The 26,231-nt window shown below is 58.7% G+C and carries 27 protein-coding genes and 1 pseudogene; 20 read left to right on the forward strand and 8 right to left on the reverse strand.

Annotation, left to right across the window (positions count from 1 at the left end; all coding sequences use genetic code 11):
* The first annotated feature begins 13 nt into the window (after positions 1-13).
* Positions 14-931 carry a delta(1)-pyrroline-2-carboxylate reductase family protein gene (locus AC07V8_RS08975; protein ID WP_494678146.1) on the forward strand — a complete coding sequence of 306 codons (918 nt, stop codon included), beginning with the start codon at positions 14-16 and terminating at the stop codon, positions 929-931.
* 75 nt (positions 932-1,006) lie between these two features.
* Positions 1,007-1,501, forward strand: a complete 495-nt coding sequence (locus AC07V8_RS08980; RefSeq protein WP_494678145.1) for a GNAT family N-acetyltransferase — start codon at positions 1,007-1,009, stop codon at positions 1,499-1,501.
* 27 nt (positions 1,502-1,528) lie between these two features.
* Here the strand turns inward: AC07V8_RS08980 and AC07V8_RS08985 are convergent, their stop codons facing one another.
* The gene (locus AC07V8_RS08985) at positions 1,529-1,993 is read right to left on the reverse strand and encodes a rhodanese-like domain-containing protein (RefSeq protein WP_494678144.1); all 465 of its coding nucleotides are present in this window, start codon (positions 1,991-1,993) and stop codon (positions 1,529-1,531) included.
* A gap of 438 nt (positions 1,994-2,431) precedes the next feature.
* Between AC07V8_RS08985 and glnA the strand changes: the two genes are divergently transcribed.
* The 4 genes from glnA to ntrC all read left to right on the forward strand — a co-directional run bounded on the left by glnA (position 2,432) and on the right by ntrC (position 7,547).
* Entirely contained in the window at positions 2,432-3,847 is a 1,416-nt protein-coding gene (gene glnA / locus AC07V8_RS08990; RefSeq protein ID WP_211443405.1) for a type I glutamate--ammonia ligase, read from the forward strand.
* Positions 3,848-4,064: 217 nt separating this feature from the next.
* The gene (locus AC07V8_RS08995) at positions 4,065-4,571 is read left to right on the forward strand and encodes a DUF4124 domain-containing protein (protein ID WP_494678143.1); all 507 of its coding nucleotides are present in this window, start codon (positions 4,065-4,067) and stop codon (positions 4,569-4,571) included.
* 285 nt (positions 4,572-4,856) lie between these two features.
* Positions 4,857-5,939, forward strand: coding sequence for a nitrogen regulation protein NR(II) (gene glnL, locus AC07V8_RS09000; protein WP_494678142.1), 1,083 nt, complete (start codon positions 4,857-4,859; stop codon positions 5,937-5,939).
* Positions 5,940-6,020: 81 nt separating this feature from the next.
* Positions 6,021-7,547 carry a nitrogen regulation protein NR(I) gene (gene ntrC / locus AC07V8_RS09005; RefSeq protein ID WP_494678141.1) on the forward strand — a complete coding sequence of 509 codons (1,527 nt, stop codon included), beginning with the start codon at positions 6,021-6,023 and terminating at the stop codon, positions 7,545-7,547.
* Between the two features lie 71 nt (positions 7,548-7,618).
* On the opposite strand, the gene AC07V8_RS09010 is transcribed toward ntrC, so the two are convergent.
* Both AC07V8_RS09010 and AC07V8_RS09015 read right to left on the reverse strand, forming a co-directional pair.
* On the reverse strand, positions 7,619-7,909 hold the full coding sequence (locus tag AC07V8_RS09010) for a helix-turn-helix domain-containing protein (RefSeq protein ID WP_494678140.1): 291 nt from the start codon (positions 7,907-7,909) through the stop codon (positions 7,619-7,621).
* On the reverse strand, positions 7,906-8,247 hold the full coding sequence (locus AC07V8_RS09015; RefSeq protein ID WP_494678139.1) for a type II toxin-antitoxin system RelE/ParE family toxin: 342 nt from the start codon (positions 8,245-8,247) through the stop codon (positions 7,906-7,908). Before AC07V8_RS09015 ends, AC07V8_RS09010 begins: the two co-directional genes overlap by 4 nt.
* A 222-nt stretch (positions 8,248-8,469) precedes the next feature.
* Here AC07V8_RS09015 and AC07V8_RS09020 point away from each other — a divergent pair.
* From AC07V8_RS09020 to AC07V8_RS09055, 8 genes and pseudogenes are all read left to right on the forward strand, one after another.
* A pseudogene (locus AC07V8_RS09020) lies at positions 8,470-8,593 on the forward strand (2-methylcitrate synthase); the annotation flags it as partial.
* A 113-nt stretch (positions 8,594-8,706) separates the two neighbouring features.
* Positions 8,707-9,111, forward strand: a complete 405-nt coding sequence (locus AC07V8_RS09025) for a hypothetical protein (protein WP_494678138.1) — start codon at positions 8,707-8,709, stop codon at positions 9,109-9,111.
* A gap of 102 nt (positions 9,112-9,213) precedes the next feature.
* Entirely contained in the window at positions 9,214-10,665 is a 1,452-nt protein-coding gene (locus AC07V8_RS09030; protein WP_494678137.1) for a bifunctional 2-methylcitrate dehydratase/aconitate hydratase, read from the forward strand.
* 156 nt (positions 10,666-10,821) lie between these two features.
* Positions 10,822-12,714, forward strand: a complete 1,893-nt coding sequence (locus tag AC07V8_RS09035) for a propionate--CoA ligase (RefSeq protein ID WP_494678136.1) — start codon at positions 10,822-10,824, stop codon at positions 12,712-12,714.
* Positions 12,715-12,836: 122 nt separating this feature from the next.
* Entirely contained in the window at positions 12,837-13,331 is a 495-nt protein-coding gene (locus AC07V8_RS09040; RefSeq protein WP_494678135.1) for an arsinothricin resistance N-acetyltransferase ArsN1 family B, read from the forward strand.
* Positions 13,328-14,236, forward strand: coding sequence for an RluA family pseudouridine synthase (locus tag AC07V8_RS09045; protein WP_494678134.1), 909 nt, complete (start codon positions 13,328-13,330; stop codon positions 14,234-14,236). The genes AC07V8_RS09040 and AC07V8_RS09045 overlap by 4 nt, the downstream gene beginning before the upstream one ends.
* Before the next feature lie 48 nt (positions 14,237-14,284).
* Positions 14,285-14,542 carry a hypothetical protein gene (locus AC07V8_RS09050; RefSeq protein ID WP_494678133.1) on the forward strand — a complete coding sequence of 86 codons (258 nt, stop codon included), beginning with the start codon at positions 14,285-14,287 and terminating at the stop codon, positions 14,540-14,542.
* A 7-nt stretch (positions 14,543-14,549) separates the two neighbouring features.
* Positions 14,550-15,185: an esterase/lipase family protein gene (locus AC07V8_RS09055; RefSeq protein ID WP_494678132.1), complete on the forward strand. Its 636-nt coding sequence runs from the start codon at positions 14,550-14,552 to the stop codon at positions 15,183-15,185.
* Positions 15,186-15,202: 17 nt separating this feature from the next.
* Here AC07V8_RS09055 and AC07V8_RS09060 read toward each other — a convergent pair whose 3' ends face one another.
* From AC07V8_RS09060 to AC07V8_RS09070, 3 genes are all read right to left on the reverse strand, one after another.
* Positions 15,203-16,510: an MFS transporter gene (locus AC07V8_RS09060; RefSeq protein ID WP_494678131.1), complete on the reverse strand. Its 1,308-nt coding sequence runs from the start codon at positions 16,508-16,510 to the stop codon at positions 15,203-15,205.
* Positions 16,507-16,956, reverse strand: a complete 450-nt coding sequence (locus AC07V8_RS09065) for a MarR family winged helix-turn-helix transcriptional regulator (protein ID WP_494678130.1) — start codon at positions 16,954-16,956, stop codon at positions 16,507-16,509. The genes AC07V8_RS09060 and AC07V8_RS09065 overlap by 4 nt, the downstream gene beginning before the upstream one ends.
* A 387-nt stretch (positions 16,957-17,343) precedes the next feature.
* Positions 17,344-17,958, reverse strand: coding sequence for a hypothetical protein (locus AC07V8_RS09070; protein ID WP_494678129.1), 615 nt, complete (start codon positions 17,956-17,958; stop codon positions 17,344-17,346).
* A gap of 860 nt (positions 17,959-18,818) precedes the next feature.
* Between AC07V8_RS09070 and xth the strand changes: the two genes are divergently transcribed.
* Entirely contained in the window at positions 18,819-19,586 is a 768-nt protein-coding gene (xth, locus tag AC07V8_RS09075) for an exodeoxyribonuclease III (RefSeq protein ID WP_494678128.1), read from the forward strand.
* Between the two features lie 77 nt (positions 19,587-19,663).
* On the opposite strand, the gene AC07V8_RS09080 is transcribed toward xth, so the two are convergent.
* Entirely contained in the window at positions 19,664-21,187 is a 1,524-nt protein-coding gene (locus AC07V8_RS09080; protein WP_494678127.1) for a leucyl aminopeptidase, read from the reverse strand.
* A gap of 38 nt (positions 21,188-21,225) precedes the next feature.
* On the opposite strand from AC07V8_RS09080, the gene lptF reads away from it, so the two are divergent.
* The 3 genes from lptF to AC07V8_RS09095 are packed head-to-tail and all read left to right on the forward strand — an operon-like array spanning position 21,226 to position 23,921.
* On the forward strand, positions 21,226-22,377 hold the full coding sequence (lptF, locus tag AC07V8_RS09085; RefSeq protein WP_494678126.1) for an LPS export ABC transporter permease LptF: 1,152 nt from the start codon (positions 21,226-21,228) through the stop codon (positions 22,375-22,377).
* On the forward strand, positions 22,374-23,507 hold the full coding sequence (gene lptG / locus AC07V8_RS09090; protein ID WP_494678125.1) for an LPS export ABC transporter permease LptG: 1,134 nt from the start codon (positions 22,374-22,376) through the stop codon (positions 23,505-23,507). Before lptF ends, lptG begins: the two co-directional genes overlap by 4 nt.
* 18 nt (positions 23,508-23,525) lie before the next feature.
* Positions 23,526-23,921: a sirohydrochlorin chelatase gene (locus AC07V8_RS09095; protein WP_494678124.1), complete on the forward strand. Its 396-nt coding sequence runs from the start codon at positions 23,526-23,528 to the stop codon at positions 23,919-23,921.
* Here AC07V8_RS09095 and AC07V8_RS09100 read toward each other — a convergent pair.
* Complete coding sequence (locus tag AC07V8_RS09100; RefSeq protein ID WP_494678123.1) at positions 23,902-24,813, reverse strand: LysR substrate-binding domain-containing protein; 912 nt, start codon at positions 24,811-24,813, stop codon at positions 23,902-23,904. The two genes, AC07V8_RS09095 and AC07V8_RS09100, sit on opposite strands and share 20 nt — an antisense overlap.
* 132 nt (positions 24,814-24,945) lie before the next feature.
* Between AC07V8_RS09100 and AC07V8_RS09105 the strand changes: the two genes are divergently transcribed.
* Positions 24,946-25,152, forward strand: coding sequence for a DUF3563 family protein (locus AC07V8_RS09105; protein WP_494678122.1), 207 nt, complete (start codon positions 24,946-24,948; stop codon positions 25,150-25,152).
* A gap of 558 nt (positions 25,153-25,710) precedes the next feature.
* Positions 25,711-26,115 carry a hypothetical protein gene (locus tag AC07V8_RS09110; protein WP_494678121.1) on the forward strand — a complete coding sequence of 135 codons (405 nt, stop codon included), beginning with the start codon at positions 25,711-25,713 and terminating at the stop codon, positions 26,113-26,115.
* Positions 26,116-26,231 lie beyond the last annotated feature (116 nt).

Here is a 26,231-nt window from a genome sequence, read left to right on the forward strand (position 1 = left end):
GGACGACAGGCCAATGCAAATTCTCGACGCTGAACAGACCGCCGCCGCACTGCCTTATGCTGAACTGGTGCCGGCGCTGGTCAAGGTTGCGCAGCAGCTGCGCGAAGGCAGGATCAATGCGCCTGAACGCATGGTGGTGGAAATCGACAAGGCCAGCGTGCTGCTGTGCATGCCTGCGGTTGCCGCCGACATCGGCATGACCAAGCTGATCACGGTGCACGCCAACAATGCCCAGCATCACTTGCCGGCGATCCAGGGCGAGGTGGTGGTGTTCGACGCCGCCAGCGGCCGCCGCCTGGCGCTGCTGCATGGACCTACCGTCACCGCGCGCCGCACGGCGGCGGTCAGCCTGCTTGGCATCGAAGCGCTGCTGCCGCGCAAGCCGCAGTCCGCGCTGTTGATCGGCACCGGCGTCCAGGCCATCGCCCATGCCGACGGCCTGGTCGATTATTTCGGCGTCAGCGAATTCTGGGTATCGGCCCGCGACCTGGCCAAGACCCAGGCTTTTTGCGATCTTCTGCAGCGGCGTCATCCGCACATCAAGATCGCTCCGCTGGCCGCTGCGGCACTGGCCAGCGAGCTGCCGCATACTGACCTGGTGATTGCCCTGACCACCTCGCGCACGGCGGTAATCCCGCCGCATATCGCGGCCGATACGCTGGCGATAGGCGTCGGCGCATTCAAGCCGGACATGGTGGAATTCCCGGCCGAGCTTCTGCATAGCCGCACCATAGTGGTCGACTGCCTGGCCGGCGCCAGGCATGAAGCCGGCGATCTGATACAGGCGCAGATCGACTGGAGCAAGGTGCGCGAGTTGCCTGACGTGCTGGCGCACGGCTTCGTCCAGCAAGCGCAGCTGCCGGTGTATAAAACGGTAGGCCAGGCTGCCTGGGACCTGGCGGCGGCGCGGGTAGCGATCGCTTCTTTGTGATCCGTGCTGCTTGATAGTTTGCAGGAATCGCCGCAACGCCGGCCAGCGCTGCACAACACCCAATGAGGAGATGATTTGATTCGCGATGCAACAGCTGCCGATTGCATGAGCCTGACCGCCTTGTCGATACAGGTCTGGCTGCACACCTACGCCACGGAAGGCGTCAGCGATGACCTTGCGCGCGAAGTGCTGTCCACGTTTACGCCCGCCTATTTCCAGGACCTTATCGGCGATCCCGATTACCGTCTGTTCGTCGACGTCGATGAAGAAAATCTGCTGGGCTACATCCTGCTCGATCTGGACTCGCCCTGCGCGGCTGAAAATTACGGTGGTGTCGAGATCGATACGCTTTATGTGCAGGAACACTTTCACGGCCGCGGCATCGGCCGCGCGCTGCTGGATCACGCTATACGGAACGCCGGCGCGCGGCTGTGGCTGACGGCGTGGGCCGGCAATGCCCGGGCCCTGGGTTTCTACAAGGCCTACGGCTTCGCCGACATCGGCATCACCTGGCACGAGTTTGAAGATCAGAAATACGAGAACCGGATCCTGGCCTTGCAAAAAAAGTAGGCCGGCAGACGCTGCCGGCCTGAGAGCTTAAGCGCCCATCCAGGGCAGGCCGGCCTTGCACCAGCCGTTGACGTTCTTGCGATGGCCGTTATTGTCCTTGTCGCCCTCGAAGCCTTCCAGGATATTGAAGCAGTTGCTGTAGCCATGTTCGGTCGCCAGCTTGGCCGCATGCTGCGAACGCACGCCGGAGCGGCACAGGAACAGCAGCGGCGTGCCTTTTTCGGCGATCTGCGCCAGCTGCGCCAGGAAGTCCGGATTTTGCACGCCGCCCGGATACTGCGACCATTGCACTGCTGCATGCTGCGCGTTCTGGATCGCGACGCGGCCGACCCAGTCGCGCTCGGCATTGGTGCGCACGTCCACCAGGATCGCGGCCGGTTCCGCTTCCAGCAAGGCGAAAGCCTCGCCTGGCGTCATCGCGCCGGCATAGGGGAGCTGGTCATTCTGGCCGCGCTGCCTGGCGGTGGTGAGGAGTTCGCTGCTGGTGGCCATGATGTTTCTCCTGAAATTGCGGGTTTATCAAGTATGCGATTTAATTTTTGCTTTTAATTTCTACCGATTGCACCAAAATCGCGCAAAACAACAATTCGCTGCAATGTTTGCACGAAAATAGTGCCATTGCGAGGCCTTGCACTGATATGGTGACTTGTCTTTATCGTAACGATACGGCCAAGCGGCCCCAAAAACGATGAATTCAGCCTTCCGAACAAGCAAATTACAATACCGACTATGGGCCGTTTCGTGAAAGGATGGTGGCATGGATTCTGCTATCATCCTGCCTGAGTTCTGGTCGTACCGAGTTGCTGTCCGGTCATAGTTTCTCACTACCTGTTCATGATGTTACTGCGACGCTGAGTTTGCGCGCAACAGATCCTGGACCGGTGCGCACAATTCAATTCGCAATATTTTCATATTCCTTAGGAGATTCACATGGCAATGACGGCCGCAGAAGTCTTGAAAATGGCAAAAGACAACGAAGTCAAATTCGTTGATTTTCGCTTCGCTGACACCAAAGGCAAGGAACAGCACGTAACTGTCCCGGTCTCTCATTTCGATATCGACAAATTCGAATCGGGTCATGCATTCGACGGTTCTTCTATTGCTGGCTGGAAGGGTATTGAAGCTTCCGACATGTTGCTGATGCCGGATCCGAATACTGCGAACATCGATCCGTTCATGGAAGAAACCACATTGTTCATGCAATGTGACGTCATCGAGCCATCCGACGGCAAGGGTTACGACCGCGACCCGCGTTCGATCGCCAAGCGCGCCGAAGCCTACCTGAAATCGTCCGGCCTGGGCGACACCGCCTACTTCGGTCCAGAACCAGAATTCTTCATTTTCGACGACGTCCGCTGGGGCGCAGACATGTCGGGCTGCTTCGTCAAGATCGGTTCCGAAGAAGCATCGTGGAGCACCGGCGCCAAGCTCGAAGGCGGCAACACCGGCCACCGTCCAACCGTCAAGGGCGGTTATTTCCCAGTGCCGCCAGTCGACAGCTTCCAGGACATGCGTTCGGAAATGTGCCTGATCCTGGAATCGCTGGGCATCCCGGTTGAAGTGCATCACCACGAAGTGGCCGGCGCCGGCCAGAACGAAATCGGCACCAAGTTCTCGACCCTGGTCGAGCGCGCCGACTGGACTCAGAACCTGAAATACGTCGTCTGGAATGTGGCCCATACCTACGGCAAGACAGCGACTTTCATGCCTAAGCCTATCGTTGGCGACAACGGTTCCGGCATGCACGTGCACCAATCGGTCTGGAAAGACGGCAAGAACCTGTTCGCCGGCGACGGCTATGCCGGCCTGTCCGAATTCGCGCTGTTCTACATCGGCGGCATCATCAAGCACGCCAAGGCGCTGAACGCGATCACCAACCCAGGCACCAACTCGTACAAGCGTCTGGTTCCAGGCTACGAAGCACCGGTCAAGCTGGCTTACTCGGCACGTAACCGTTCGGCTTCGATCCGTATCCCGCACGTGGCCAATCCAAAGGGCCGCCGCATCGAAACCCGTTTCCCGGACCCGCTGGCTAACCCGTACCTGTGCTTCGCAGCCTTGCTGATGGCAGGTCTGGACGGCGTGCAGAACAAGATCCATCCAGGCGAAGCAGCATCGAAGGACCTGTACCATCTGCCGCCGGAAGAAGACAAACTGATCCCTACCGTTTGCGCTTCGCTGGAAGAAGCACTGGAAGCGCTGGACAAGGATCGCGAGTTCCTGACCCGCGGCGGCGTATTCAGCGACAGCATGATCGATGCTTACCTGGACTTGAAGATGCAAGAAGTTCAACGCTTCCGCATGACGACGCACCCGATCGAATTCGACATGTACTATTCGGTGTAAGTCGATACGTAAATGCTGATGGCCTGCCTTGCGCATTGCAGGGCCGGCCGGCAAGATAAAAAGGACAGGGGCTTTCCTGTCCTTTTGTTTTTCATGCGCTGGTTTTTTTCCGTCTGTCCGCTATAAGTAATAATATGTAGGATGGTTTGTCATTGGAAGTTTCTTGACATAAACTAGCGGCTCCATTGAATTGCGAAGAATATCTATGAAGCGTCTCATGTTGCGTTTTTCCCCGGGATTTTTGCTGCTGGCCGCCGTCAGCATGCTTGGCAATGTCGCTCATGCCCAAAGCGAAGTGTTTCTGTGCGTAGACCAGAACGGCGTCAAGGAATACAAGAATACCGGCGACACCAAGGGCTGCAAGCGCGTCAGCCTGCCGCCGCTGACGGTGACTTCATCCGGCAGCAGCGGCAATAAGGCGCCGCGCGAAGGCGCCGCCAGCAAGCCGGCGGCCTCGACCCCGAGCGATTTCCCGAAAGTGGACAACGGCACGCAAAAGGCGCGCGACAACGATCGCCGGCAGATCTTGCAGGATGAGTTGAGGAATGAGCAACAGCGCCTGGCGGATCTCAAGAAAGACTATAACGACGGCACACCTGAGCGCCAGGGCAACGAGAAGAACTACGCCAAGTACCAGGAGCGCGTGGCTTCGATGAAGGAAGACATCTCGCGCAGCGAGAAAAACATCGACGCGCTCAACCGGGAATTGACGAATCTCAAGTAGTTCCAACGCATGGTATCAACCTTGCTTAATGCATAAGGCCGCAATCGCGGCCTTTATTTTTGCCTATCCGGCTTAAGATAGAGCAGGGCTGGAATGCACCACATTGTGGCAATCCGGCATATTACAGACCGACATCGCTTACAAAGCTTGTTATGCTCGGAAAATGCACCATTTCAATCACCAAGATACTTCCCATGGCAGTGGCGCATCGTGCTTTGCTGCCCGCGATCTCGTCGATTGCAGGCGGCGCCAGTCGGAACCAGGTCTTTTCATGAGGATGCCCGGATGCCAATAAAAACCGCCGAACGGAACGTGCTGGCCAGCCTGGATCTGCTGGCTTCGGCCGTGCTGGTGCTGGATCCGCAGGCGCGCCTGGTGTTTGCCAACGCTGCCGCGGAAAACATGCTGGAGAGTTCCTGCCGCTTGCTGAAGCAGCAAACCTTGTCCGACCTGTTCCTGAATCCCGAGCAGCTGCTGGCGATTTTCCAGCAGGCGCTGGAGCACCAGTTCGATGATTCGCGCCAGGACCTGATCCTGGAGCGCGTGGGACGCGAACCGCTGTGGGTCGACACCATCGTCACCGCGCTCGACAATCCCGAGATGCCGGTACTGATCGAGCTGCGCGAGAACGTGCAGCAGCTCAAGCTGGAGCGCGAAGAGCGCCTGATCGACCAGAGCCAGGTCAACAAGGAGCTGGTGCGCAACCTGGCGCATGAAATCAAGAATCCGCTGGGCGGCATCCGCGGCGCGGCGCAGCTGCTGGAGCTGGAGTTGCCGGAGCGTCACGTCAAGGAGCTGCGCGAGTACACCCAGGTCATCATCAAGGAAGCGGACCGCCTGCAGACCTTGGTGGACCGCCTGCTGGCGCCGCACCGGCTGGCGCAGATCGTCGGCGATGTCGACATCCATGAAGTGTGCGAACGGGTGCGCAGCCTGATCGTCGCCGAGTTCCCCAGCGGGCTTGCCATCAAGCGCGATTACGACCTGTCGATCCCGGAGTTCCGCGGCGACAAGGAACAGCTGATACAAGCCATCCTGAATATCGCCCACAACGCCGCGCAAGCCTTGAGCGAACGCATCAAGGCCGGCGACGCCGAGCTGGTTTTCCAGAGCCGGGTAGTGCGCCAGGTGACGCTGGCCAAGGTGCGTTACCGGCTGGCACTAGACTTGCATATCATCGACAATGGACCCGGCATTCCGGCCGAGATCCAGGAACGCATTTTCTATCCGCTGGTATCGGGACGCGATGGCGGCAGCGGCTTGGGCTTGACGCTGGCGCAGACTTTTGTGCAGCAACACATGGGCGTCATCGAATGCGAAAGTCGGCCGGGATGCACGGATTTCAGAATTCTTATACCACTGCCTTGAAGCCTGCTCCTGTCGCCATCATGGCGAGAACGAGCGGCTGATATCCGGTAAGTGTTTAGCGTGGCATATAGAGAAAAAATCATGAAACCAATCTGGATTGTTGACGACGACGAATCGATACGATGGGTGCTGGAAAAAGCGCTGGCCCGCGAGAATCTGACCACCAAGAGTTTTTCCAATGCGCGCGACGCCATTGAAGCGCTGCAAACCAATACGCCGCAAGTGCTGGTGTCCGATATCCGCATGCCGGGCGCCTCCGGCCTGGAGCTGCTGCAAACCGTCAAAGCCAAGTTTCCCGGCGTGCCGGTCATCATCATCACCGCATTTTCCGATCTCGATTCCGCCGTGGCGGCATTCCAGGGCGGCGCCTTTGAATACCTGGCCAAGCCGTTCGACGTCGACAAGGCCGTCGAGCTGATACGCCGCGCGCTTGAGGAGAGCCTGCGCGAGGCGAATGTCGAGCAGGCTTCGGCCGAAACGCCGGAAATCCTCGGCCAGGCGCCGGCCATGCAAGACGTGTTCCGCGCTATCGGCCGCTTGTCGCAATCGAATGTGACGGTGCTGATCACCGGCGAATCAGGCACCGGCAAGGAACTGGTGGCGCGTGCGCTGCACAAGCATAGCCCGCGCGCGGCGCAGCCGTTCATCGCCCTCAACACCGCGGCGATTCCGAAAGACTTGCTGGAGTCGGAACTGTTCGGCCACGAGCGCGGCGCCTTCACAGGCGCCCAGGCGTCGCGCCGCGGACGCTTTGAACAGGCCGAAGGCGGCACCTTGTTCCTCGATGAAATCGGCGACATGCCTTTCGATCTGCAGACGCGCTTGCTGCGGGTGCTGTCCGACGGCCATTTCTACCGCGTGGGCGGCCATCAGTCGCTGAAAGCCAATGTCCGCGTCATCGCCGCCACCCACCAGAACCTGGAAACCCGGGTGCGCGAAGGCTTGTTCCGCGAAGACTTGTACCATCGCCTGAACGTGATCCGCCTGCGCCTGCCGAGCTTGCGCGAGCGGCGCGAAGACATCCCTATCCTGACCCGCTACTTCCTCAGCCAGAGCGCCAAGCAGCTGGGCGTGGAAAGCAAGCGCGTCTCTGACAATGCCATGCGTTTCATGAGCGGCCTGGAATTGCCGGGCAATGTACGCCAGCTGGAAAACCTGTGCAACTGGATCACCGTCATGGCGCCCGGCCAGACGGTGGAGATCAAGGACTTGCCGCAGGATCTGGTGAGCGGCCGCGAGCACGGCACGCAGCTGGAAAGCCCGGCTAACCGGCCGGTAGCGTTTGATCCGCATCTATCGGTCTCGACTGCCGGCAGCGCCGTTGCACAATATGCCGAGCAGGCGTCATCCGTGGTTGCGGCGCCCGGCGCCGGCGAGAAGCAGAGCTGGATCGCCTTGCTGGAAGCGGAAGCCGCAAGCATGCTCAGCAATGGCGATGCGGATGTGATGGATGTGCTGGGCCGGCAGTTCGAATCGGCCCTGATCAAGATCGCCTTGCGCCATACGCATGGCCGCAAGAACGATGCCGCGGTGCGCCTCGGCATAGGCCGCAATACCATCACGCGCAAGATCCAGGAGCTGGGGATCGCCGGCGCCAAGGACGATTGAGGATAGGGACGCGCACCTGCGTGCAGTGATTTTATTTCACTATATTTATTTCACTATACGCAGTGCGCGTTTCAGCTCCCGCAGCGCTGCAAGAGGATAAAGGTGCGATGTGCCGACGATAGACGAGGCGTTAATTTTTCCTTGCTTGCAGTAGCGGCGAATGTCGCGATCGACACACCCAGATATTCCGCCGCTTCATCCGCTGTGAATTCGCTCCCTTGCAAATGCCCGAACAGTTCGGCATGGCTGAGATTGTCTCCGCTGGAGAAAGCTCGTCTGGCAATCAGCGAGAAGAATTTTTCCCGTTCATGTGAGGGCATTTGCTGCAAGCTGATGAAAAGTGTTTCAGCTGTCAGTGTCATTTGTACCATCCGTTCGCTCTTAAATCAGCTTTGAGATCATCGTAGAAGTTTTCGTGGGTGCCTAGCTTGTAAAAATCGATGAATAGAAAATCAGGGGACCGGTGTTCGGCCTTGTTCCCCGTTTTTTCAGCTGGAACGTGATAAGCCATAAGATATTCCTGTGTCTTATGTTTGAATTTATGAGCATAAATTCCCGTCAAGTCGCCGGTCTTGGCTTCGCCGATATCCGGCCTGGCGCACACCTTTAGCGCCTCATCTTCAATCACCGCCTGGAAAGGCTTGTGCTGTTTCTTCACAAAGGCGGAAAAGGGTTTCTTGTAGTTCGGCAGATAGGGCATGGGTATGTCCCATCTTTGTCAATTGTGATATAGATCGCTATCAATCGCAAGTCTTGAGCAAGCGTGTAGATGCCGCCCCATGTTAAAGAGTGCGGAGATGCGCAGAGTTAAGGAAATTCGCAGGCGGGAAACCGGAAACGCTGAAATGAGATAGCGGCTTCTACTCCAATTGGGCCACAAGGCAGCGCAGCTGATTTCCATGTATTGCGCCGCGGTGGCGAGATCGCATGCACTTCCGGCTGGTAGGCCTATCATCGAGCATCACATCGATAACAAGATTATTCGTCCGTCCACGAATCATGTGGCTCCAGAAGCTTTAAAATTTGTCCCGATTGGCAAGCGCAAATGCTGCCTGTGGTCAGAACGACAATGCAGGCATGTGAGCGAGCCAACAGGTGGCTGCGTCGCCGTTTCTGCGATGTTGCCTATGCTTACTAATTGCCTGAGGGCAGGGACCACATGATCGCTCGTAACTACCTGAATTTCCGTATCGCCTCCGCCTTGACGCTCACCGCCTTGCTGGCCGCCTGCGGCTCCAGTGTGCCGCTGGCCGACACTAAGCCGGAACCGACTTTGCCGAATCTGCTCAAGCTGGAGCCGGCGCCGGCAGCGAATCTGCTGACCGGCAATTTCTACTGCGAACTGGGAAACCGGGTTGATCTCGCCAGCGCCGCCGCCGATGGCAGCGTTAAGCTGAACTGGAAAGGCCGCAGCTATTCGATGACTACCGTCAGCACCACCACCGGCGCGGTGCGCCTGGAAGACAAGGCCAGCGGCCTGGTATGGATACAGATCCCGGCCAAGTCGATGTTGCTCAACTCCAAGCTCGGCCAGCAGCTGGCGAACGAATGCAAGCTGCGCTGATTGCCTGAACGGGCAGGGCGTTCGAGTTGAGGGTGCAGAGAGTACAAATAGAAGCATTGCGGTTCCTGGTTTTCCGTGTTGATGTTGACCTCAAGGAAAATAATGTCGGCTCCCATCTCCAACGTCCGTCCGAAATACGACAAGGTACTGGTCGACATCGTTGACTACGTCACCAGATACAAGATCACTTCCAAAGTGGCGTACGACACCGCGCGCAACTGTCTGATCGATACTCTGGGCTGCGGCCTGGAGGCCTTGGAATATCCGGCTTGCAAAAAGCTGATGGGCCCGATCGTCCCGGGCACCGTGGTGCCTAACGGCGCCAAGGTGCCGGGCACGCAGTTTCAGCTCGACCCTGTTCAGGCCGCCTTCAATATCGGCGCGATGATCCGCTGGCTGGACTTCAACGACACCTGGCTGGCAGCCGAATGGGGGCATCCGTCGGATAACCTGGGCGGCATCCTGGCGACTGCCGACTGGCTGTCGCGCAACGCCATCGCCGCCGGCAAGAAGCCGCTCAAGATGAAAGACGTGCTGACCGCGATGATCAAGGCGCACGAAATCCAGGGCTGCATCGCGCTGGAGAATTCCTTCAACAAGGTCGGCCTCGATCACGTGGTGCTGGTCAAGGTCGCCTCGACTGCGGTGGTGGCCGAAATGATGGGTCTGAGCCGCGAAGAAATCCTCAATGCGGTATCGCTGGCCTGGGTCGACGGCCAGTCGCTGCGCACCTACCGCCACGCGCCGAATACCGGTTCGCGCAAGTCCTGGGCGGCCGGCGATGCGACTTCGCGCGCGGTGCGCCTGGCGCTGATCGCCAAGAGCGGCGAAATGGGCTATCCATCGGTGCTGAGCGCCAAGACCTGGGGCTTCTACGATGTGCTGTTCAACGGCCAGCCGTTCAAGTTCCAGCGCAAATACGCATCGTATGTGATGGAAAACGTCCTGTTCAAGATTTCCTACCCGGCCGAGTTCCACGCGCAAACCGCGGTGGAGGCGGCCATGACCCTGCACGCGGCGCTGGCCAAGGCCGGCAGGCCGGTGGACGAGATCAAGAAGATTACTATCCGCACCCACGAGGCCTGCATCCGCATCATCGACAAGAAGGGGCCGCTCGACAATCCGGCCGACCGTGATCACTGCATCCAGTACATGGTGGCGCTGCCGCTGATTTTCGGCCGCCTGACTGCCGCCGACTATGAAGACAAGATCGCCGCCGACAAGCGCATCGATGTCCTGCGTAGCAAGATCGTTTGCGTTGAAGACCCGGCCTTTACCAAGGATTATCACGATCCCAAGAAACGTTCCATCGCCAACGCGCTGACGGTGGAATTCAAGGACGGCAAGAAGCTGAAGGAAGTCGTGGTGGAATATCCGATCGGCCACGCACGCCGCCGCAAGGAGGGCATCCCGCTGCTGGAAGCCAAGTTCAAGGTCAACCTGGCGCGCCAGCTGTCGCTCAAGCAGCAGCAGAAGATCCTGGAAGTTTCGCTGGACCAGAAGACGCTGGAAGACATGGCGGTCAACGAATATGTCGACCTGTATGTGATCTAAAAAAACGTCCTGCTTTGACGGGGCGCAATTGCGTTTGCACGAGGACGCGTAGGGTGGGCACTTGTGCCCACGCGGAAGGTCTATCATATCGAGGAGCCGATTCCGCGTGGGCAGTTTCCTGCCCACCCTATAATTTAAAAAAGACGAGGAGACAGCATGAGTTTCGCCACCTTTTACCAGCGCTCGATCGATGAGCCGTCAGCGTTCTGGACCGAGCAGGCGCGCCGGATCGACTGGCACCATCCATTCTCGCAAGTGCTCGACGACAGCCGGCCGCCGTTTGCCAGATGGTTTGTCGATGGCGCCACCAACCTATGCCATAACGCGGTCGACCGCTGGGTAGCGACGCGCGGCGAGCAGCCGGCGCTGATCGCAATTTCGACCGAGACCAATACAGAGAAGACCTACTCCTTCCGCGAACTGCATGCGGAAGTCAACCGTACCGCAGCCATCATGCAGTCGCTCGGCGTCGGCCGCGGCGACCGCGTGCTGATCTACATGCCGATGATCGCCGAGGCCACCTTCGCCATGCTGGCTTGCGCGCGCATCGGCGCCATCCATTCGGTGGTGTTCGGCGGCTTTGCCTCGCACAGCCTGGCGAGCCGCATCGATGATGCCACGCCGAAGCTGATCGTCTCTGCCGACGCCGGTTCGCGCGGCGGCAAGGTGCTGCCATACAAGGGCCTGCTGGACGAGGCCATCAAGCTGGCGCAGCACAAGCCGGCGCAGGTCCTGCTGGTCGACCGCGGCCTGGCTGCGATGGAAACGGTGGCCGGCCGCGACGTCGATTATGCCGGGCAGCGCCAGTTGCATTTGGACGCCAAGGTGCCGGTGACCTGGCTGGAATCGAACGAAGCGTCCTATATCCTGTACACCTCCGGCACCACCGGCAAGCCCAAGGGCGTGCAGCGCGATGTCGGCGGTTATGCGGTGGCGCTGGCGACGTCGATGGACGCCATCTTTTGCAGCAAGGGCGGCGGCACGTTTTTCTGCACCTCCGACATCGGCTGGGTGGTCGGCCATTCCTACATCGTCTACGGTCCCTTGATCGCGGGCATGGCGACGATTTTGTACGAGGGCTTGCCGATCCGGCCCGACGCCGGCATCTGGTGGAGCATCGTCGAGAAATACAAGGTCACGCGCATGTTCTCGGCGCCGACGGCGATCCGGGTGTTGAAAAAGCAGCCGCCCGAGCTGATGCAAAAATACGACCTGTCGTCCTTGCAGGCGCTCTACCTGGCCGGCGAACCGCTCGATGAAAGCACCTCCAGCTGGATTTCTGGCGCACTGGGCGTGCCGGTGATCGACAACTACTGGCAGACCGAATCCGGCTGGCCGATCATGACCATCGCCAAGAATATCGAAAACAAGCCGAGCAAGCTGGGCAGTCCCGGCCTGCCGATGTATGGCTACAAGGTGCGGCTGCTGAACGAATCCACCGGCGCGCTGTGCGGCGCCAACGAGAAGGGCGTGGTGGTGATCGAATGGCCGCTGCCGCCCGGCTGCCTGCAAACCATCTACGGCGACGACCAGCGCTGCGTCGCCACCTATTGGGCGACGCAGATGCCCGACAGCGGTCGCCCGGCCTACTCGACCTTCGACTGGGGCATCCGCGACGAGGATGGCTATTATTTCATTCTCGGCCGCACCGACGACGTCATCAATGTCGCCGGCCACCGGCTCGGCACGCGCGAAATAGAAGAGAGCATTTCCAGCCATCCGAATGTATCGGAAGTAGCGGTGGTCGGCGTCGAGGACAAGCTGAAGGGGCAGGTGGCGGTGGCTTTCGTGATTCCCAAGGTGGCGGACAGCAGCGCCGAGGGACGGGCCAGGCTGGAGGCGGAGATCATGCGCGTGGTGGACCAGCGGCTTGGCAGCGTGGGCCGGCCGGCGCGGGTGTATGTGGTCGGCCTGCTGCCGAAAACCCGCTCCGGCAAGCTGCTGCGCCGTTCCATACAGGCGCTCTGCGAAGGGCGCGATCCCGGCGACCTGACCACGATCGAGGACCCCGCATCGCTGCAGCAGATCAAGGATGCCTTGCTCGGCTGAATCCGCTGCGGCAAAGATGGCGCCGGATTGGCCGAATTGAGCAATCCGGCGCCGGTCGCGAGCGATTGCGCGGTATGATGAGGGATTAGCTCTTGTAACCTGCTTTCATATCCATCCCAGCCATGACGCACATCATACGCCCGGCCACCATCGCCGATGCAGCAGCTATTTGCCATATCTACAATCCCTACATCCTCGACACCGTCATCAGCTTTGAAACAGAGCCGGTGACGGCCGAACAGATGCGCCAGCGCATCCTCGACATCACGGCCAACCTGCCCTGGCTGGTGTGCGTCGAAGGCGACGAAATCCTGGGCTACGCCTACGCCACCAAATGGCGCGCGCGCGCAGCTTACCAGCACGCGGTGGAAAGCTCGGTGTACCTGTCGCCGCTGGCTGCCGGCAAGGGGCTGGGCAGCGCGCTGTACCGCGCGCTGATCGCGGAATTGGAAAAACTGCCGGTGCATACGGTGATCGGCGGCATCGCCCTGCCTAACGCCGCCAGCGTCGGCCTGCATGAAAAGATGGGCTACGTCAAAGTCGCGCATTTTGCCCAGGTCGGCAAGAAGTTCGACCGCTGGATCGACGTCGGCTATTGGCAACGAGTATTGCGATGAAACGGGAGCCGGTTTCACCACCGCTACCGCCGCTGCCGATGGTCGACGGCGTGGCGCCCAGCTATCTGTGGCTGCCGGTGGAAACCTGGCCGAACCTGCTGGCGTTCCTGGAGCAGCGCTTTCCTGCAATTTCCGCTGCGACCTGGATAGAGCGCATGGCGCGCGGCGAAGTGGTCGACGGCAAGGGCGCGCGGCTGGCGCCGGACAGCCCTTACCGCCGCGGCAGCTGCATTTTCTACTATCGCGAGCTGGACGCCGAGACGCCGATTCCGTTTGAAGAAACCATCTTGTATCAGGACGAGCGGATACTGGTGGCCGACAAGCCGCACTTCCTGCCCGTGATCCCGACCGGGCGCTTCTTGCACGAGACCTTGCTGGTGCGCCTGAAAAAGAAAACCGGCCTGGCGCAGCTGACGCCGATCCACCGGCTCGACCGCGAAACCGCCGGCGTGGTGATCTTTTCCCACGACGTCGCCAGCCGCGGCGCCTACCAGTCGCTGTTCCAGCAGCGGCTGGTCGACAAGACTTATGAAGCGCTGGCGCCGACCCGGTCGGAGCTGGCATTGCCGCTGGTGTACCGCAGTCGCATGGTCGACGGCACGCCGTTTTTCCGCATGCAGGAAGAAGCCGGTGAACCCAACTCGGAAACCCGCATCGAGCTGATCGAAGTGCGGCAAGACTGCAGCCTGTACCGCCTGCATCCGCTGACCGGCAAGAAACACCAACTGCGTGTACATTTGGCAGCGTTGGGGATACCGATCGTCAACGATGCCTTTTATCCCGATGTCTATCCTTGCAAGGGCGACGACTGGTCGGCGCCGCTGAAGCTGCTGGCGCGGGAGATTGCTTTCACCGATCCGCTGGACGGCCGCCGGCGCCATTTCGCCAGTCAGCGCCAGCTTTGACATCACACAATAAATTTATCAGCAGATGAGCAATATCAGGAGAACGCAATGAGATCAACCCGAGCCACGGCGGCGGTCGAACGTCTCAATGCCCGCAGCGCCGAGATACGCTATTCGATGGTGCGCACCGCGGAAGAGCTGTTTTACCTGACGCAGAACGCCGGCTTTGACGCGCCCGTCAAGCTTAGCGATGCGCTGGAGCTGGATGACTTCGTGCGCTTCGTCAACGCCTACGGTCCGCAAAAACCCAGGCGCATCAGCAAGCTGGACGTGGCTTTTGAAAAGCAGCTGAAGAAAAAAGAGTAGCAGCGCCATGAGCGATCAACCGTCCGGTGCCGGCAAAGTGCACGCGATCCTGGTGCATGGCATGGGCCGCACGCCGGTCTCCATGCTGCTGCTCTCCAGGCGCTTGCGGGCGGCCGGCATCACCACCCATCTGTTCGCTTATTCAGCCGCCTTCGAGCGCTGGCAGCCTTGCCTGCAGCGCCTGCGCAAATTCATCGTGAGCCGTGCCGGCGATGAGCGTTTCATCATGGTCGGCCACTCGCTCGGCTGCGTGCTGACGCGCGGCGTATTGCCGCTGCTGGATCACGCGCCGGAAATGGCCTTCCTGCTGGCGCCGCCGACCCGCGCCTCCAGCTATGCGATCAAGTTGTCACGCTGGCGCCTGTTCCGTCTGATTACCGGCGAGATGGGGCAGCTGCTGGCCAGCCAGGATTTCATGGACAGCCTGCCGATGCCATCTATTCCGCTGCACGTGTATGCCGGCATCAAGGGACCGCGCGGCAGCTGGACGCCGTTCGGCGACGAACCCAACGACGGCATCCTGTCGGTCGGCGAAGTGCAGCTGGGAACGCTGCCGCTGCATCTGCTGCCGACCATACACACCGTCATCATGAATTCACGCCAGGTGGCCCGCGATATCGTGGCCACCGTCAAGTCTTCGTAAATCCTCGCTGCCGAGCCTCAGCGGGCCGGCACCGGAATGCCCGGGATCAGGTCGCCGCCGGCCTGATGGCCCTTGATCCGCAGCACCAGTATCGCTGCAATGATGCAGGCCGCACCCATCAGCATCGACGACAAGGTATAGCTGCCCAGGCTGTTGCGCAGCGAACCCGCCAGCATGGTGGCGCTGGCAGCGCCCAGCTGATGGCCGGCGACGATCCAGCCGAATATGATAGGCGCCGCCAGCCGGCCGAAGACGTCGTTGGCCAGTCGCACGGTCGGCGGCACTGTGGCGATCCAGTCCAGGCCGTAGAACAGCGCAAAGACCGGCAAGCCGAAATAGCTAAGGCCGAAGGCATGTGGCAGGAAAATCAGGGCGACGCCGCGCAGGCCGTAATACCAGAACAGCAGCACGCGCGGGTTGTAGCGGTCCGACAGCCAGCCCGACATGGTGGTGCCGACCAGGTCGAGCATGCCCATCGCAGCCAGGATGCTGGCGCCGCCTACGGCGGTGATGCCGTAGTCGCCGCACATGGCGATGAAATGCGAGCCGATGTAGCCGTTGGTGCTCATGCCGCAAATGAAGAAGCTGAAAAACAGCAGCCAGAAGTCGCGGATCTTGACGGCCTTGCCGAGGGCGCCAAAAGCGATCGTCAGCGGATTTTTACCTTTGCTGACAGCTTCCGGCGGCAAGTCCTCATACTGGCCGTAGCGCTTCATGCCGATATCCTGCGGCCGCTCAGGCAGGAAGATGGCCACCAGCGGAATCGCCAGGGCCGCTACGCTGGCCACCAGGATCGCCACCGAACGCCAGCCGAAATGCTCAACCATGTAAGCCATCAGGGGCAGGAAAACCATCTGGCCGGTGGCGGAGCTGGCGGTCAGCAAGCCCATCGCCAGCCCGCGCCGGGTTTCGAACCAGCGGCTGACGATGGTCGCCGCCAGCGTGTTGGCGGCGACGCCGCTGCCGGCGCCGACCAGGATGCCCCAGGCCAGCACCATATGCCAAGGCATCGTCATGAAGGTGCTGGCGAAGGTGCCCGCCGCCAGCAGCACCAGCGCGCCCAGCACGATAGGCCGGATGCCGTAGCGCTGCATGGCGGCTGCCGAGAACGGCCCGATCAAGCCGTACAGCGCGATATTGACTGAGATGACGAAGGAGATGGTGGTGACGGTCCAGCCGAATTCGTGTTCCAGCGGCAATATCATCACCGACGGCGTGGCACGGATGCCGGCGGCGGAAAGCAGAACCAGGAAGATGATGCCGACGACTATCCATACGTAGCTGAAACGCAGGCGCGCCATGATGGCTTGGATGGTGGTGTTCATGGGATGGAGTGCTCGTGTTGTTCGAACTTGAGGTTGGCGTTGTCGACCAGATTCATCAAGGCATGATGCGTCTCGTCGCCCAGGATTGCATTGATTTCGTTTTGCGCCTTGCGCCAGTTGGGCATGGATACCTGCCACTTTTGGCGGCCGGCGGCAGTCAGGCTGACGCCGAAAGAGCGTTTGTCGGTCAGCATCTCCAGCGGCAGGTCGACGGTCGCTATCCAGCCGAGCGCGATCAGAGGCTTGAGCGTGCGGCTCATGGTGCTGCGGTCCATGCCCATGTTGCCGGCCAGCGGGATGACGCCGATCGGCCCGTATTTGCCTATCCTGGCCAGCAAAGAGTACTGGCTGATGGTCAGTTCATCCGCCGCAAGATAGTGATCGTAGATATTGGTCATCTTGCGCGTGAGCTGGCGCAAGGTAGAGCAGCTGCATTGGCTTTGCATGTTTCACCCGTTTATCATGTATATGCATCGATGCATATGCATGATATTGCTGGGGCAAACGCTTGTCAACACGCTTGTTGCAATTTGAGCGCAGGATATTTGGTGGGGGTGCGGCTGCGGCGAGGGAGGATTTTGATCAGGTAATTGTGCCTGAACCTGGCAGCCGGGGAGTATAGGATATTGGCTCGGCCGATAGCAGCGAGCTGCGCGACTTCAGCGCCGCGCCGAATGATTTATGCAGCCAGGCTCTTGTAGAGCCGGCCGGCTCCGAGGTCGCCGATCCTTCAATCCACGCCTTTGCAAACGGCGCCAGGATCTACATCTCCTTCTGAAGCGGAGAAATGCGTACAGGGCGCTTGTTCCTTCGCGCCCCGTACGCATATTAATTTACTTCATCGTTCTGGAGTGCGCCTCAGCAAACTGGGAGAAATCCAGGTCGCTGCGGTATTTGGACCAAACTGTGAGCGTTACCATTGCAATAAATCCGGTCACGATCAGAACGGGGTAGGCGGCCAGCAATTGCACTATCGAATATTTCCAGGCCAGTGGACGGCCGACACCCAGCATTGCGGCGTAAAACCAGGATACGGCCGACACCGCTCCGGCGAAAATTGCCAGCATGCGTTGGTTGAATGCCATTTGCAGCAGCGAACCCGCCTTTTCCATCGCAGGCATCACCGCACTGTGGAGAACGAAGCCGTTGAGCGTCAACAGGGCCACGATGGTTAATTTGGCCTGTAATTTTGGATTGGAAAAATACGCGGCAAATCCTTTGACTGAGACGTCAAGCCAAACGATTGCAATCCCGGTGATCCATAACGCAACGAGTGCCAGAGTAACCGTCCTTTTAAGGGAGTTTAATTGTGCGGTTTCTTGCTTTTCCGCAGTATCGCCGTTGATAAGTTGCTTGACCATGGCGATGTCGCTGGTGAGGACAAGACCGATCGCGACACAGCAGGCGATAAGATGAAGATATACGATACTCAGGCGAAATAATTCCATTGGGAATCCTTATTTAAATCATAAAAATAATAATAAAATGAGAACTGCCTTTTTATTTTACAAATTCTTACAAATTAAGAGACGGCATTTTTTAATTTCTCGTGGAGGAGCAACAATTAATATTGCAAAGTTAAAACTATTGCGAATAGTTGTTAATTCCATCAAATGGGAATTGAGGCATTCGATCTCCTTTTAATTTAATAGTGAAATGCCCGGCTGACACGTATGTTCACTAGGGGATTCATCAAAAATATGAGCGTTGAAATAGATAAGCTCAAGGACAAAATTGCCGGCACGAAATGAAGATAAGTACGTGTCGAAAATTTTTGAAGAATATGTCGGGATTTAGTTCAAATTAATTTCTATTAATAATTCAGTGGTTTTAGTTAATGGAAACTATTATTGCTTTATTATTATTGAATGTTTGAATATTTTCAATTTCATGCGAGTAATTTATTCCTTATTCTTGTTAATTACTATTTATGATATTTCAATTTAAAGATATTAATTATCGATTTGTATTTATTTAAATTCATCTCAAATTTATCTTAAACGTATCTTAAATTTATTTATTGGATATTAAGAATATCAAAGGCGTTGTTACATAAATAATCGCCGGCCGCGACCCCCTTTCCTCGGGCAAATTTAAGGTAAGGGGGCGGTCGTCGTCGTACTCAAGTGGGGAGGGCGATTCAAGTTGGCTGTGCAGACTTTAATAAGGCATACCCCGGCCGGGTAGCGGGTGCGGTAACATTGCTGCCTGTCACGCCGGGTAGTCATACCTGGATCAACTGGGTAGCCAGAGATCTGAAAGTCGCCGGATACTCTCCGAAACCCGCGCCAAATAAGGATGTGTAGTAATGAAAAAGATCGCAACGTGGAACGTCAACTCCCTCAAGGTGCGCCTGCCGCAAGTGCTGCAATGGCTGACCGACAACCCGGTCGACATCCTGGCCCTGCAGGAAACCAAGCTCACCGACGATAAATTCCCCGCGGCGGAAATCGAAGCCGCCGGCTATCACGTGGTGTTCAGCGGGCAGAAGACTTATAACGGCGTTGCGATTTTGTCACGCAGTCCGATCACCGATGTGGTCAAGAACAACCCGCTTTACGAAGACCTGCAGCAGCGCATCATCGCCGCCACCATCGACGGCATCCGCGTGGTATGCGCCTATATCCCCAACGGCCAGGCGCCCGACACGGAAAAATACCAGTACAAGCTGCAGTGGCTGGACGCCTTGCACAGCTGGCTGCAGAGCGAGCGGCGGCAGCATGCCCAGCTGGTGCTGCTGGGCGATTACAACATCGCGCCGGAAGACCGCGACGTGCACGATCCGGCGGCCTGGGTGGGGCAGAACCTGGTGTCGCCGCCGGAGCGGGCGGCGTTTGCGCGCTTGCAGGCGCTGGAGCTGACCGATGCCTTCCGCATGTTCGAACAGCCGGAAAAACTGTTCAGCTGGTGGGACTACCGGCAGATGGGATTCCGCCTCAATCGCGGCATGCGGATCGACCACATCCTGCTGTCGCCGCCGCTGGCGGCGCAATGCACCGCATGCGTGATCGACCGGGTGCCGCGCAAATGGGAGCAGCCTTCGGACCACGCGCCGGTGATCGCTACGCTCGGCTGATTTGACGGCTGTAGAAATAAAAACGGGGTGTTGGCAGTCATGCCAACACCCCGTTTTCCATGCTATTTACTGACTGATTACTTGGCCGCCGCGGCGCGGTTCATCAGGAAAGTGGTCAGCAGGGCGACTGGGCGGCCGGTCGCGCCTTTAGCCGCGCCGCTCTTCCATGCCGTGCCGGCGATGTCGAGGTGGGCCCAGGTGTATTTCTTGGTGTAGCGTTCCAGGAAGCAGGCTGCGGTGATGCTGCCGCCGGCCGGGCCGCCGATGTTTGCCATGTCGGCAAAATTCGACTTCAGCTGTTCCTGGTAGCTGTCTTCGATAGGCATGCGCCATGCGGTGTCGCCGGTCGCCTTGCCGGCGCTCAGCAACTCGTTGGCCAGGGCGTCATGCGCGCTGTCGTGACGGGTGAACAGGCCGGAATTGTGATGGCCGAGGGAAGTCACGCAGGCGCCGGTCAGCGTCGCGATATCGACCACGGCAGCCGGCTTGAAGCGTTCCACGTAGGTCAGCGCATCGCACAGCACCAGGCGGCCTTCGGCATCGGTGTTGAGGATCTCGATGGTCTGGCCGGACATGGAAGTGACGATGTCGCCAGGCTTGGTAGCTGTGCCGGAAGGCATGTTTTCCGTGGCAGGAATCACGCCGATGACGTTCAGCTTCAGCTTCAGTTCAGCGATGGCGCGGATGGTGCCCAGCACCGAACCGGCGCCGCACATGTCGTACTTCATCTCATCCATGCCGGCGCCGCCCTTGAGCGAGATGCCGCCGGTGTCAAAGGTGATGCCTTTGCCGACCAATACAGTCGGCGCATCCTTGGCCTTGCCGCCCATGTGCTTGATGATGATGAACTTCGGCGCCTCGCCGCCGCCGCGCGCGACCGACAGGAAGCTGCCCATTTTCAAGGCTTCGAGCTGCTTGCGGTCCAGTACTTCGACTGACAGCTTGAATTCCTTGGCCAATTTCTTGGCGGTGTTGGCCAGGTAGGTCGGGGTGCAGACGTTGCCAGGCAGGTTGCCCAGTTCCTTGGTCAGGTCGATGCCGTTGGCCAGGGCCAGGCCTTCAGCCACGGCTTGCTTGGCTGCTGCCGCATTGGCGGCGGCGACCAGGAAAGCAATTTTCTTGACGCCGGATAGTGTTGTCTCTTTTTTACTTTTGAGAGTGTCCGAACGATAGCTGTTATCGCGCAGCACCAGGATGCTGTTGCGGATGGACCATGCCAGGTCGCGTTCCGGGGTTTGCTTGGCCAGGCCGTCGAACGGCAGCGCCAGCAGGGCGTCGTTGCCGCCCAGGGTAGCGATGACCCGCGCCACGCACAGGGCCGCCATGGACATGGCCTTGTCGTTCAGTTCGCCGTCCGGGCCGAGGCCGATCAGCAGCACGCGCTCGGCGGCGACGCCGGCGACTTTGCGCAACAGCAAAGTGGAGCCTGGTTTACCGGAAATGTCTCCGGACTTTAGTGCAGCAGTGATTTCACCAGATTTGTCAAGAGCTTGCGCTTGTGGCGAGAGTTTCTTGTTTTCATAGATCCCGACTGCGATACAGCCGGCTTTCAGAGAGGCAATTGAGGTTTTTGCGTCAATGGTTTTTATGCTAAAGTCCATCACTTACTCCTTTTTTTGATCCGCAATTATATTCCCCAATGATCTTTCAGCGCGCACTCCGACGCGAATTAATTAGCACTGCCGGCGCAGTTTTCACCACGCTCTTCACAATTATCGTTACGGTAATGTTGATCAAGATTCTGGGACAAGCAGCCGGAGGCCAGATTGCGTCCCAGGATGTGGTCGCGCTGATTGGTTTTCAATCCCTCAACTACATGCCGATCCTGCTGATCCTGACCGGCTATATCTCGGTGCTGCTGGTGGTCACGCGCAGCTACCAGGATTCCGAAATGGTGGTCTGGTTTGCCTCCGGCCAGAGCCTGGTGCGCTGGGTCCGGCCGGTGCTGGAATTCGGTTTGCCGATCATTGTCCTGACAGCCATCCTGAGTTTCGTGGCGACGCCCTGGGCGAATAGCCAGAGCGCGCAATACCGCGAGCGCTTTGAAAAGCGCGAAGATATTTCCCGTGTTTCTCCCGGCAAGTTCCAGGAATCGGCCGCCGCCAACCGCATCTTTTTCGTCGAGGGCGTTTCCGGCGACAGCACCAAGGTCAAGAACGTTTTCGTGAATACCCAGCAGGATGGCAAGAACAGCATCGTGGTGGCCAAGGAAGGCAACCTGGAAATCGACAAGAACGGCGACAAGTTCCTGATCCTGTCGAAAGGACGCCGCTACGACGTCCTGTCCGGCAAGAACGAATTCCGCCAGATGGAGTTCGAGCGCTACGGGGTGCTGGTTGCCAGCAATTCGCAGGCCGAGAATGGCGACCGCTCGGCGCAGGCCTTGCCGACCGCCGATTTGCTAAAGGATCGCAACGGATTCAACCTGGGCGAGCTGCTGTGGCGCTTGTCGCTGCCGCTGATGGCGCTGTGCCTGATGCTGCTGGCGATACCGCTCAGCTTCGTCAATCCGCGGGTGGGCCGTTCCGCCAGCCTGCTGATCGCGCTGCTGCTGTACGTTTCCTACAGCAACGTCACCAGCATTTTCCAGGCTGCGGTGGTGCAGGGCCGCCTGTCGTTCTTGCTGGCCTGGTGGCCCATGCACCTGATCGTGCTGATCATCGTCGGCCTGCTGTTCATGTGGCGCCTGAACGTCAACAGCCGCTGGCATCCGCTGGTGATGTGGTCCGCAATCAAGCATGCACGCCTGCTTAGAAATCGCAATTCGACTAAAAAATCGGCGGCAGCATGAAGGTATTGCAACGTTACTTTACTTCCGAGATTGTCCGTTCGGTCTTGTTTACGCTGGCGGCGTTCCTGGCGCTGTTCGCGTTCTTTGACCTGACCACAGAGCTGAAGTCGGTCGGCCACGGCGGCTACAAGCTGCAGCATGCCTTCGTGTTCGTCCTGCTGGGCCTGCCCAGCTACGCCTATGAACTGATGCCGATCGCTGCGCTGATCGGCACCATCTACACCTTGTCGCAGTTCGCCGCGCGTTCTGAATTCACCATCATGCGCGTGTCCAGCATGTCGACCTTCATGACCGCCAAGATCCTGATCAAGATCGGCTTGCTGTTCGTGGTGGCGACTGTCCTGATCGGCGAATTCGTCTCGCCCAAGAGCGCAGAGTTTGCCGAAAAGCTGAAGCTGCAAGCCAAGGGTTCGTCGATTTCGCAGAAATTCAAGACCGGCTTGTGGAGCAAGGACGTGATCCGCACCGACGGCACAAGCGGTGAAATCACCGGTTCGCGCTTCATCAACATCGCCGAGATCAAGCCGGATGGCCAGCTGGTCGGCGTCAAGCTGTATGAGTTCGACCGCAATCTGCACATGACCGGGCTGATCCAGGCCGGCCACGCCGACTATAAGGGCCAGCACGTCTGGCGCCTGGATGAGGTGGTGCAGACCGACTTCGTCAACGGCAGCTCGACCGAAGACATCACCACGGCGATCGCCACCAAGAAATTCCCCAGCAAGGACCTGGTTTCGGAAATCACGCCGGAGATCCTGTCAGTCCTGTTTGCCGATCCGGACCATATGTCGGCCTACAATTTGTGGGCCTATTCCAAACATCTGGAAGAAAACAACCAGCACAGCGAACGCTACGACATCGCGTTCTGGAAAAAACTGGTGTACCCGTTCTCGGTATTCGTGATGATGGCGCTGGCCTTGCCGTTTGCCTACCTGCATTTCCGCACCGGCGGCGTCAGCCTGAAGATCTTTACCGGCATCATGATCGGCGTCAGTTTCCAGCTGGTCAATACGCTGTTCTCTCATTTGGGTTTGCTCAATACCTGGCCGCCGTTCTTCACCGCGGCCTTGCCCAGCACCCTGTTCCTGCTGATTGCGATCGGCGCCTTGTGGAAGATTGAGCGGCAGTAGCGGCGCTCAGGTCAGCGTATGTCACAACCATCCCCGGCCCCGCATCAAGCGCTTATCCTGTTTGCCCATGGCGCGCGGGATCCCTTGTGGGCGACGCCGTTTGAGGCCTTGCAGCAGATGCTGCGGCAGCAGCGGCCGGAGTTGCGGGTCGGCCTGGCCTTCCTCGAATTGATGCAGCCGGATTTGCCTGGGTTGCTGCAGCAGCTGGCGGCGGAGGGCATCCGCGAAGTGAGCGTGGTGCCGGTATTCCTCGGTCAGGGCGGCCATGTGCGGCGCGATCTGCCGGCCCTGATCGCGCAGGCGCAGCAACTGCATCCGCAATTGACGATCAAGGTGGCGCAGGCGGCGGGCGAGCAGCCGCAGGTGCTGGATGCAATCGCCGCCTATTGCGCTTCTACCCTGCCGAGACCCTGATACTTTCCGACGTTTGCCTGCCCTTGGCCTGCAGCCAGGCGATGAAGTTGCTCAGCACCGGATCCTGCAGGCTGGCGCGGTACAGCAAGTGAAACCCCTTGTCCTGCAAGCGCAAGTGCGGAAACGGCGGCAGCAGGCTGCCGTGCGCGAGATCGTCTTCCATCAGGGCCAGCGAGCCCATGGCCACGCCGAGATCGGTGAGCGCCGCCTGCAAACTCAAAAAGAAGTGTTCATAGATCTGGCCCGGCAGCTGGCCTTTGATCGGCACGCCGACTTCGCCGAACCAGCGGGTCCAGGTTTCCGAACGGCTTGACAGGTGCAGCAGGGACGCCTGCAGCAGATCTTGCGGCTGCTTGAGCGGATGCTGCTGCAGGTAGCGCGGCGACGCCACCGGCGTCAGCACATCGTCCAGGAAGCGTATGCATTCATAGTCGGCCCGGTGCATCGGGCTGCGTCGTATCAACACATCGAACGGTTCCTTGATCGCCTCCACCGCCACGGTCGAGGTGGTGACGCGGATTTCCACCCGCGGATTTTCTATCTGGAACGACGACAGCCGCGGAATCAGCCAGCGCATCGCCATCGACGGCGTGCAGCTGACGCGGATGATGCGCACCTTGCCGGTGTTCAGCAATTGCTCCGCTCCCAATGCGATACGGTCGAGTCCAGCCTTGACGTCGGTGAAAAACAGCCGCGCCGCCTCGGTCGGCTCGACGCCGCGCTGTCCCCTGGCAAACAGCGTGACGCCGAAATGCTGCTCCAGCAGCTTGATCTGCTGGCTCACTGCGCTGTGCGTGATGTGCAGTTCGGCGGCGGCCTGGGTCAGGCTGCCGGTGCGTACCACGGCTTCGAATACGCGCAGGGGCTTGAGCGGAGGGAGTTTGGTTGTCATGTTAAATAAACTTATATTTCGGATAGAAAATACGGCTATCAGTCTAAACTTGATGAGCCTATTCTACAAGCATTGCTCCTGAGGATTTGGCTTTCCTGCAGGGAGTTCCTGGTGCTTATATTGAGGTCCTGTATGTCGCTATCCAATAAATTTTCTAATATTAAGAACTGCTGGAAAAGTATCGTTGCCGGCACTGGCATAACGCTGCCGGAGGCGGAGCAGGCCTATCTTGCCGCGGCAGCGGATCATCAGGACCTGGAGCGCCGCATGCGGGTGCTGGACTGCCGCCACGGTTCGATTTTGCATACGCTGCGGGTGTTGAAGATCAGTTCTTACTGAGCTGCATCCGGTGGCGGCGAACGGCGAACGCTATGGCGACTTCCCAGTCGCCGGAGATGTGTTGGCAAAGCACAAATTTCAGGGAATGTAAAGTCATTTACTTGACAGAATAGCCAGCCAGAAATATAATCTTGTTATTGCATTGTATGGAGGTCCATATTTTGGACAGTTGTTCTAGTAGTAGCGGTGGATGGGTCCTCAGCCCGGCACATTACGCATAGTCTTTAGCAGACCTCCGTCGTCCGCTGCAGCTTGCGTCTATGCGAGCTGTAGTATCGTAAAATTTTATCGCCGGTTTTCGCGATAAGCATCTTGGCAATGTTGTAGCAGGTAACGCCGCAACGATACTCCCATCCTTTTTTTGTAATACCGATTGTTCGTGCTGCCATCTGGCGGATCGCGTGCGGCCGTGTATTTCCGGTTCCGGATCTTCCCGGGCTTGGCGTTTTTCCTGTGCATCTTGCAGGTCAGGCGTTCAGCCGGCGACGGTCCTGGCAGGAAATGCATCCTTGCGCCCGACCGGCAGGCAGGAACAACGGAAGTGGGAAGGAAATCGCCATGCCATTCAACAAACTGCATGCATTTTTTAAGAAACATCGTTCTTCGTTCGCCGCACCGCAGGAGGATCGCGACTTTGCTCTGCCGTATCGCATCGTGACCACCTGCCGCAGTTCGGAAGTGGCGCATCTGGAAGACTTGATGCGCCGGCTGCTGGCGAGTTATGACGTTACCTATCAAGCCAACGAGCCTGCCGTGCAGGCTAACCTGACTGCGATCACGGTGGAAGTGAAATGCTCGGTGCGCGAGCGTGCCGGACTGGTGCAGCTGGTGACCCGTCTGGCGCAGGAAATCAGCGTCCGCAGCGTACGCTGGGAAAGCATTCCCAAGCGTTCGGCGCGGGCGGCACAGGTCGCCTATGAACCTTCCGCGCGCAGCGCAGGTCCAACGGCACAACCGGCTTGATCTGGCTTGATCAGGCATTTTTGAATCAGGAGCTTTTGCAATGGACTGTCCCAGTTGCCCGGCTTACCGGAACAGAAATTCAGTAACAAACTCGGTAACAAACTCAGTAACAAAAA

Source organism: Collimonas sp. GW821-FHT02H07 (genome assembly GCF_059421505.1).

Excerpts from the sequence above, each read along its gene's own strand:
- AC07V8_RS09030 (WP_494678137.1), top strand. The coding sequence starts at position 9,214 with ATGTCGGCTCCCATCTCCAACGTCCGTCCGAAATACGACAAGGTACTG.
- AC07V8_RS09100 (WP_494678123.1), bottom strand. The coding sequence starts at position 24,813 with ATGACAACCAAACTCCCTCCGCTCAAGCCCCTGCGCGTATTCGAAGCC.
- AC07V8_RS09065 (WP_494678130.1), bottom strand. The coding sequence starts at position 16,956 with ATGCAAAGCCAATGCAGCTGCTCTACCTTGCGCCAGCTCACGCGCAAG.
- AC07V8_RS09025 (WP_494678138.1), top strand. The coding sequence starts at position 8,707 with ATGATCGCTCGTAACTACCTGAATTTCCGTATCGCCTCCGCCTTGACG.
- AC07V8_RS09095 (WP_494678124.1), top strand. The coding sequence starts at position 23,526 with ATGTCACAACCATCCCCGGCCCCGCATCAAGCGCTTATCCTGTTTGCC.
- AC07V8_RS08985 (WP_494678144.1), bottom strand. The coding sequence starts at position 1,993 with ATGGCCACCAGCAGCGAACTCCTCACCACCGCCAGGCAGCGCGGCCAG.
- AC07V8_RS09055 (WP_494678132.1), top strand. The coding sequence starts at position 14,550 with ATGAGCGATCAACCGTCCGGTGCCGGCAAAGTGCACGCGATCCTGGTG.
- AC07V8_RS09045 (WP_494678134.1), top strand. The coding sequence starts at position 13,328 with ATGAAACGGGAGCCGGTTTCACCACCGCTACCGCCGCTGCCGATGGTC.
- xth (WP_494678128.1), top strand. The coding sequence starts at position 18,819 with ATGAAAAAGATCGCAACGTGGAACGTCAACTCCCTCAAGGTGCGCCTG.
- AC07V8_RS08995 (WP_494678143.1), top strand. The coding sequence starts at position 4,065 with ATGTTGCGTTTTTCCCCGGGATTTTTGCTGCTGGCCGCCGTCAGCATG.
- glnL (WP_494678142.1), top strand. The coding sequence starts at position 4,857 with ATGCCAATAAAAACCGCCGAACGGAACGTGCTGGCCAGCCTGGATCTG.
- AC07V8_RS09050 (WP_494678133.1), top strand. The coding sequence starts at position 14,285 with ATGAGATCAACCCGAGCCACGGCGGCGGTCGAACGTCTCAATGCCCGC.
- lptF (WP_494678126.1), top strand. The coding sequence starts at position 21,226 with ATGATCTTTCAGCGCGCACTCCGACGCGAATTAATTAGCACTGCCGGC.
- AC07V8_RS09040 (WP_494678135.1), top strand. The coding sequence starts at position 12,837 with ATGACGCACATCATACGCCCGGCCACCATCGCCGATGCAGCAGCTATT.
- AC07V8_RS09070 (WP_494678129.1), bottom strand. The coding sequence starts at position 17,958 with ATGGAATTATTTCGCCTGAGTATCGTATATCTTCATCTTATCGCCTGC.
- AC07V8_RS09035 (WP_494678136.1), top strand. The coding sequence starts at position 10,822 with ATGAGTTTCGCCACCTTTTACCAGCGCTCGATCGATGAGCCGTCAGCG.
- lptG (WP_494678125.1), top strand. The coding sequence starts at position 22,374 with ATGAAGGTATTGCAACGTTACTTTACTTCCGAGATTGTCCGTTCGGTC.
- AC07V8_RS09105 (WP_494678122.1), top strand. The coding sequence starts at position 24,946 with ATGTCGCTATCCAATAAATTTTCTAATATTAAGAACTGCTGGAAAAGT.
- AC07V8_RS09015 (WP_494678139.1), bottom strand. The coding sequence starts at position 8,247 with ATGCCCTATCTGCCGAACTACAAGAAACCCTTTTCCGCCTTTGTGAAG.
- AC07V8_RS09010 (WP_494678140.1), bottom strand. The coding sequence starts at position 7,909 with ATGACACTGACAGCTGAAACACTTTTCATCAGCTTGCAGCAAATGCCC.
- AC07V8_RS09080 (WP_494678127.1), bottom strand. The coding sequence starts at position 21,187 with ATGGACTTTAGCATAAAAACCATTGACGCAAAAACCTCAATTGCCTCT.
- glnA (WP_211443405.1), top strand. The coding sequence starts at position 2,432 with ATGGCAATGACGGCCGCAGAAGTCTTGAAAATGGCAAAAGACAACGAA.
- ntrC (WP_494678141.1), top strand. The coding sequence starts at position 6,021 with ATGAAACCAATCTGGATTGTTGACGACGACGAATCGATACGATGGGTG.
- AC07V8_RS09060 (WP_494678131.1), bottom strand. The coding sequence starts at position 16,510 with ATGAACACCACCATCCAAGCCATCATGGCGCGCCTGCGTTTCAGCTAC.
- AC07V8_RS08975 (WP_494678146.1), top strand. The coding sequence starts at position 14 with ATGCAAATTCTCGACGCTGAACAGACCGCCGCCGCACTGCCTTATGCT.
- AC07V8_RS09110 (WP_494678121.1), top strand. The coding sequence starts at position 25,711 with ATGCCATTCAACAAACTGCATGCATTTTTTAAGAAACATCGTTCTTCG.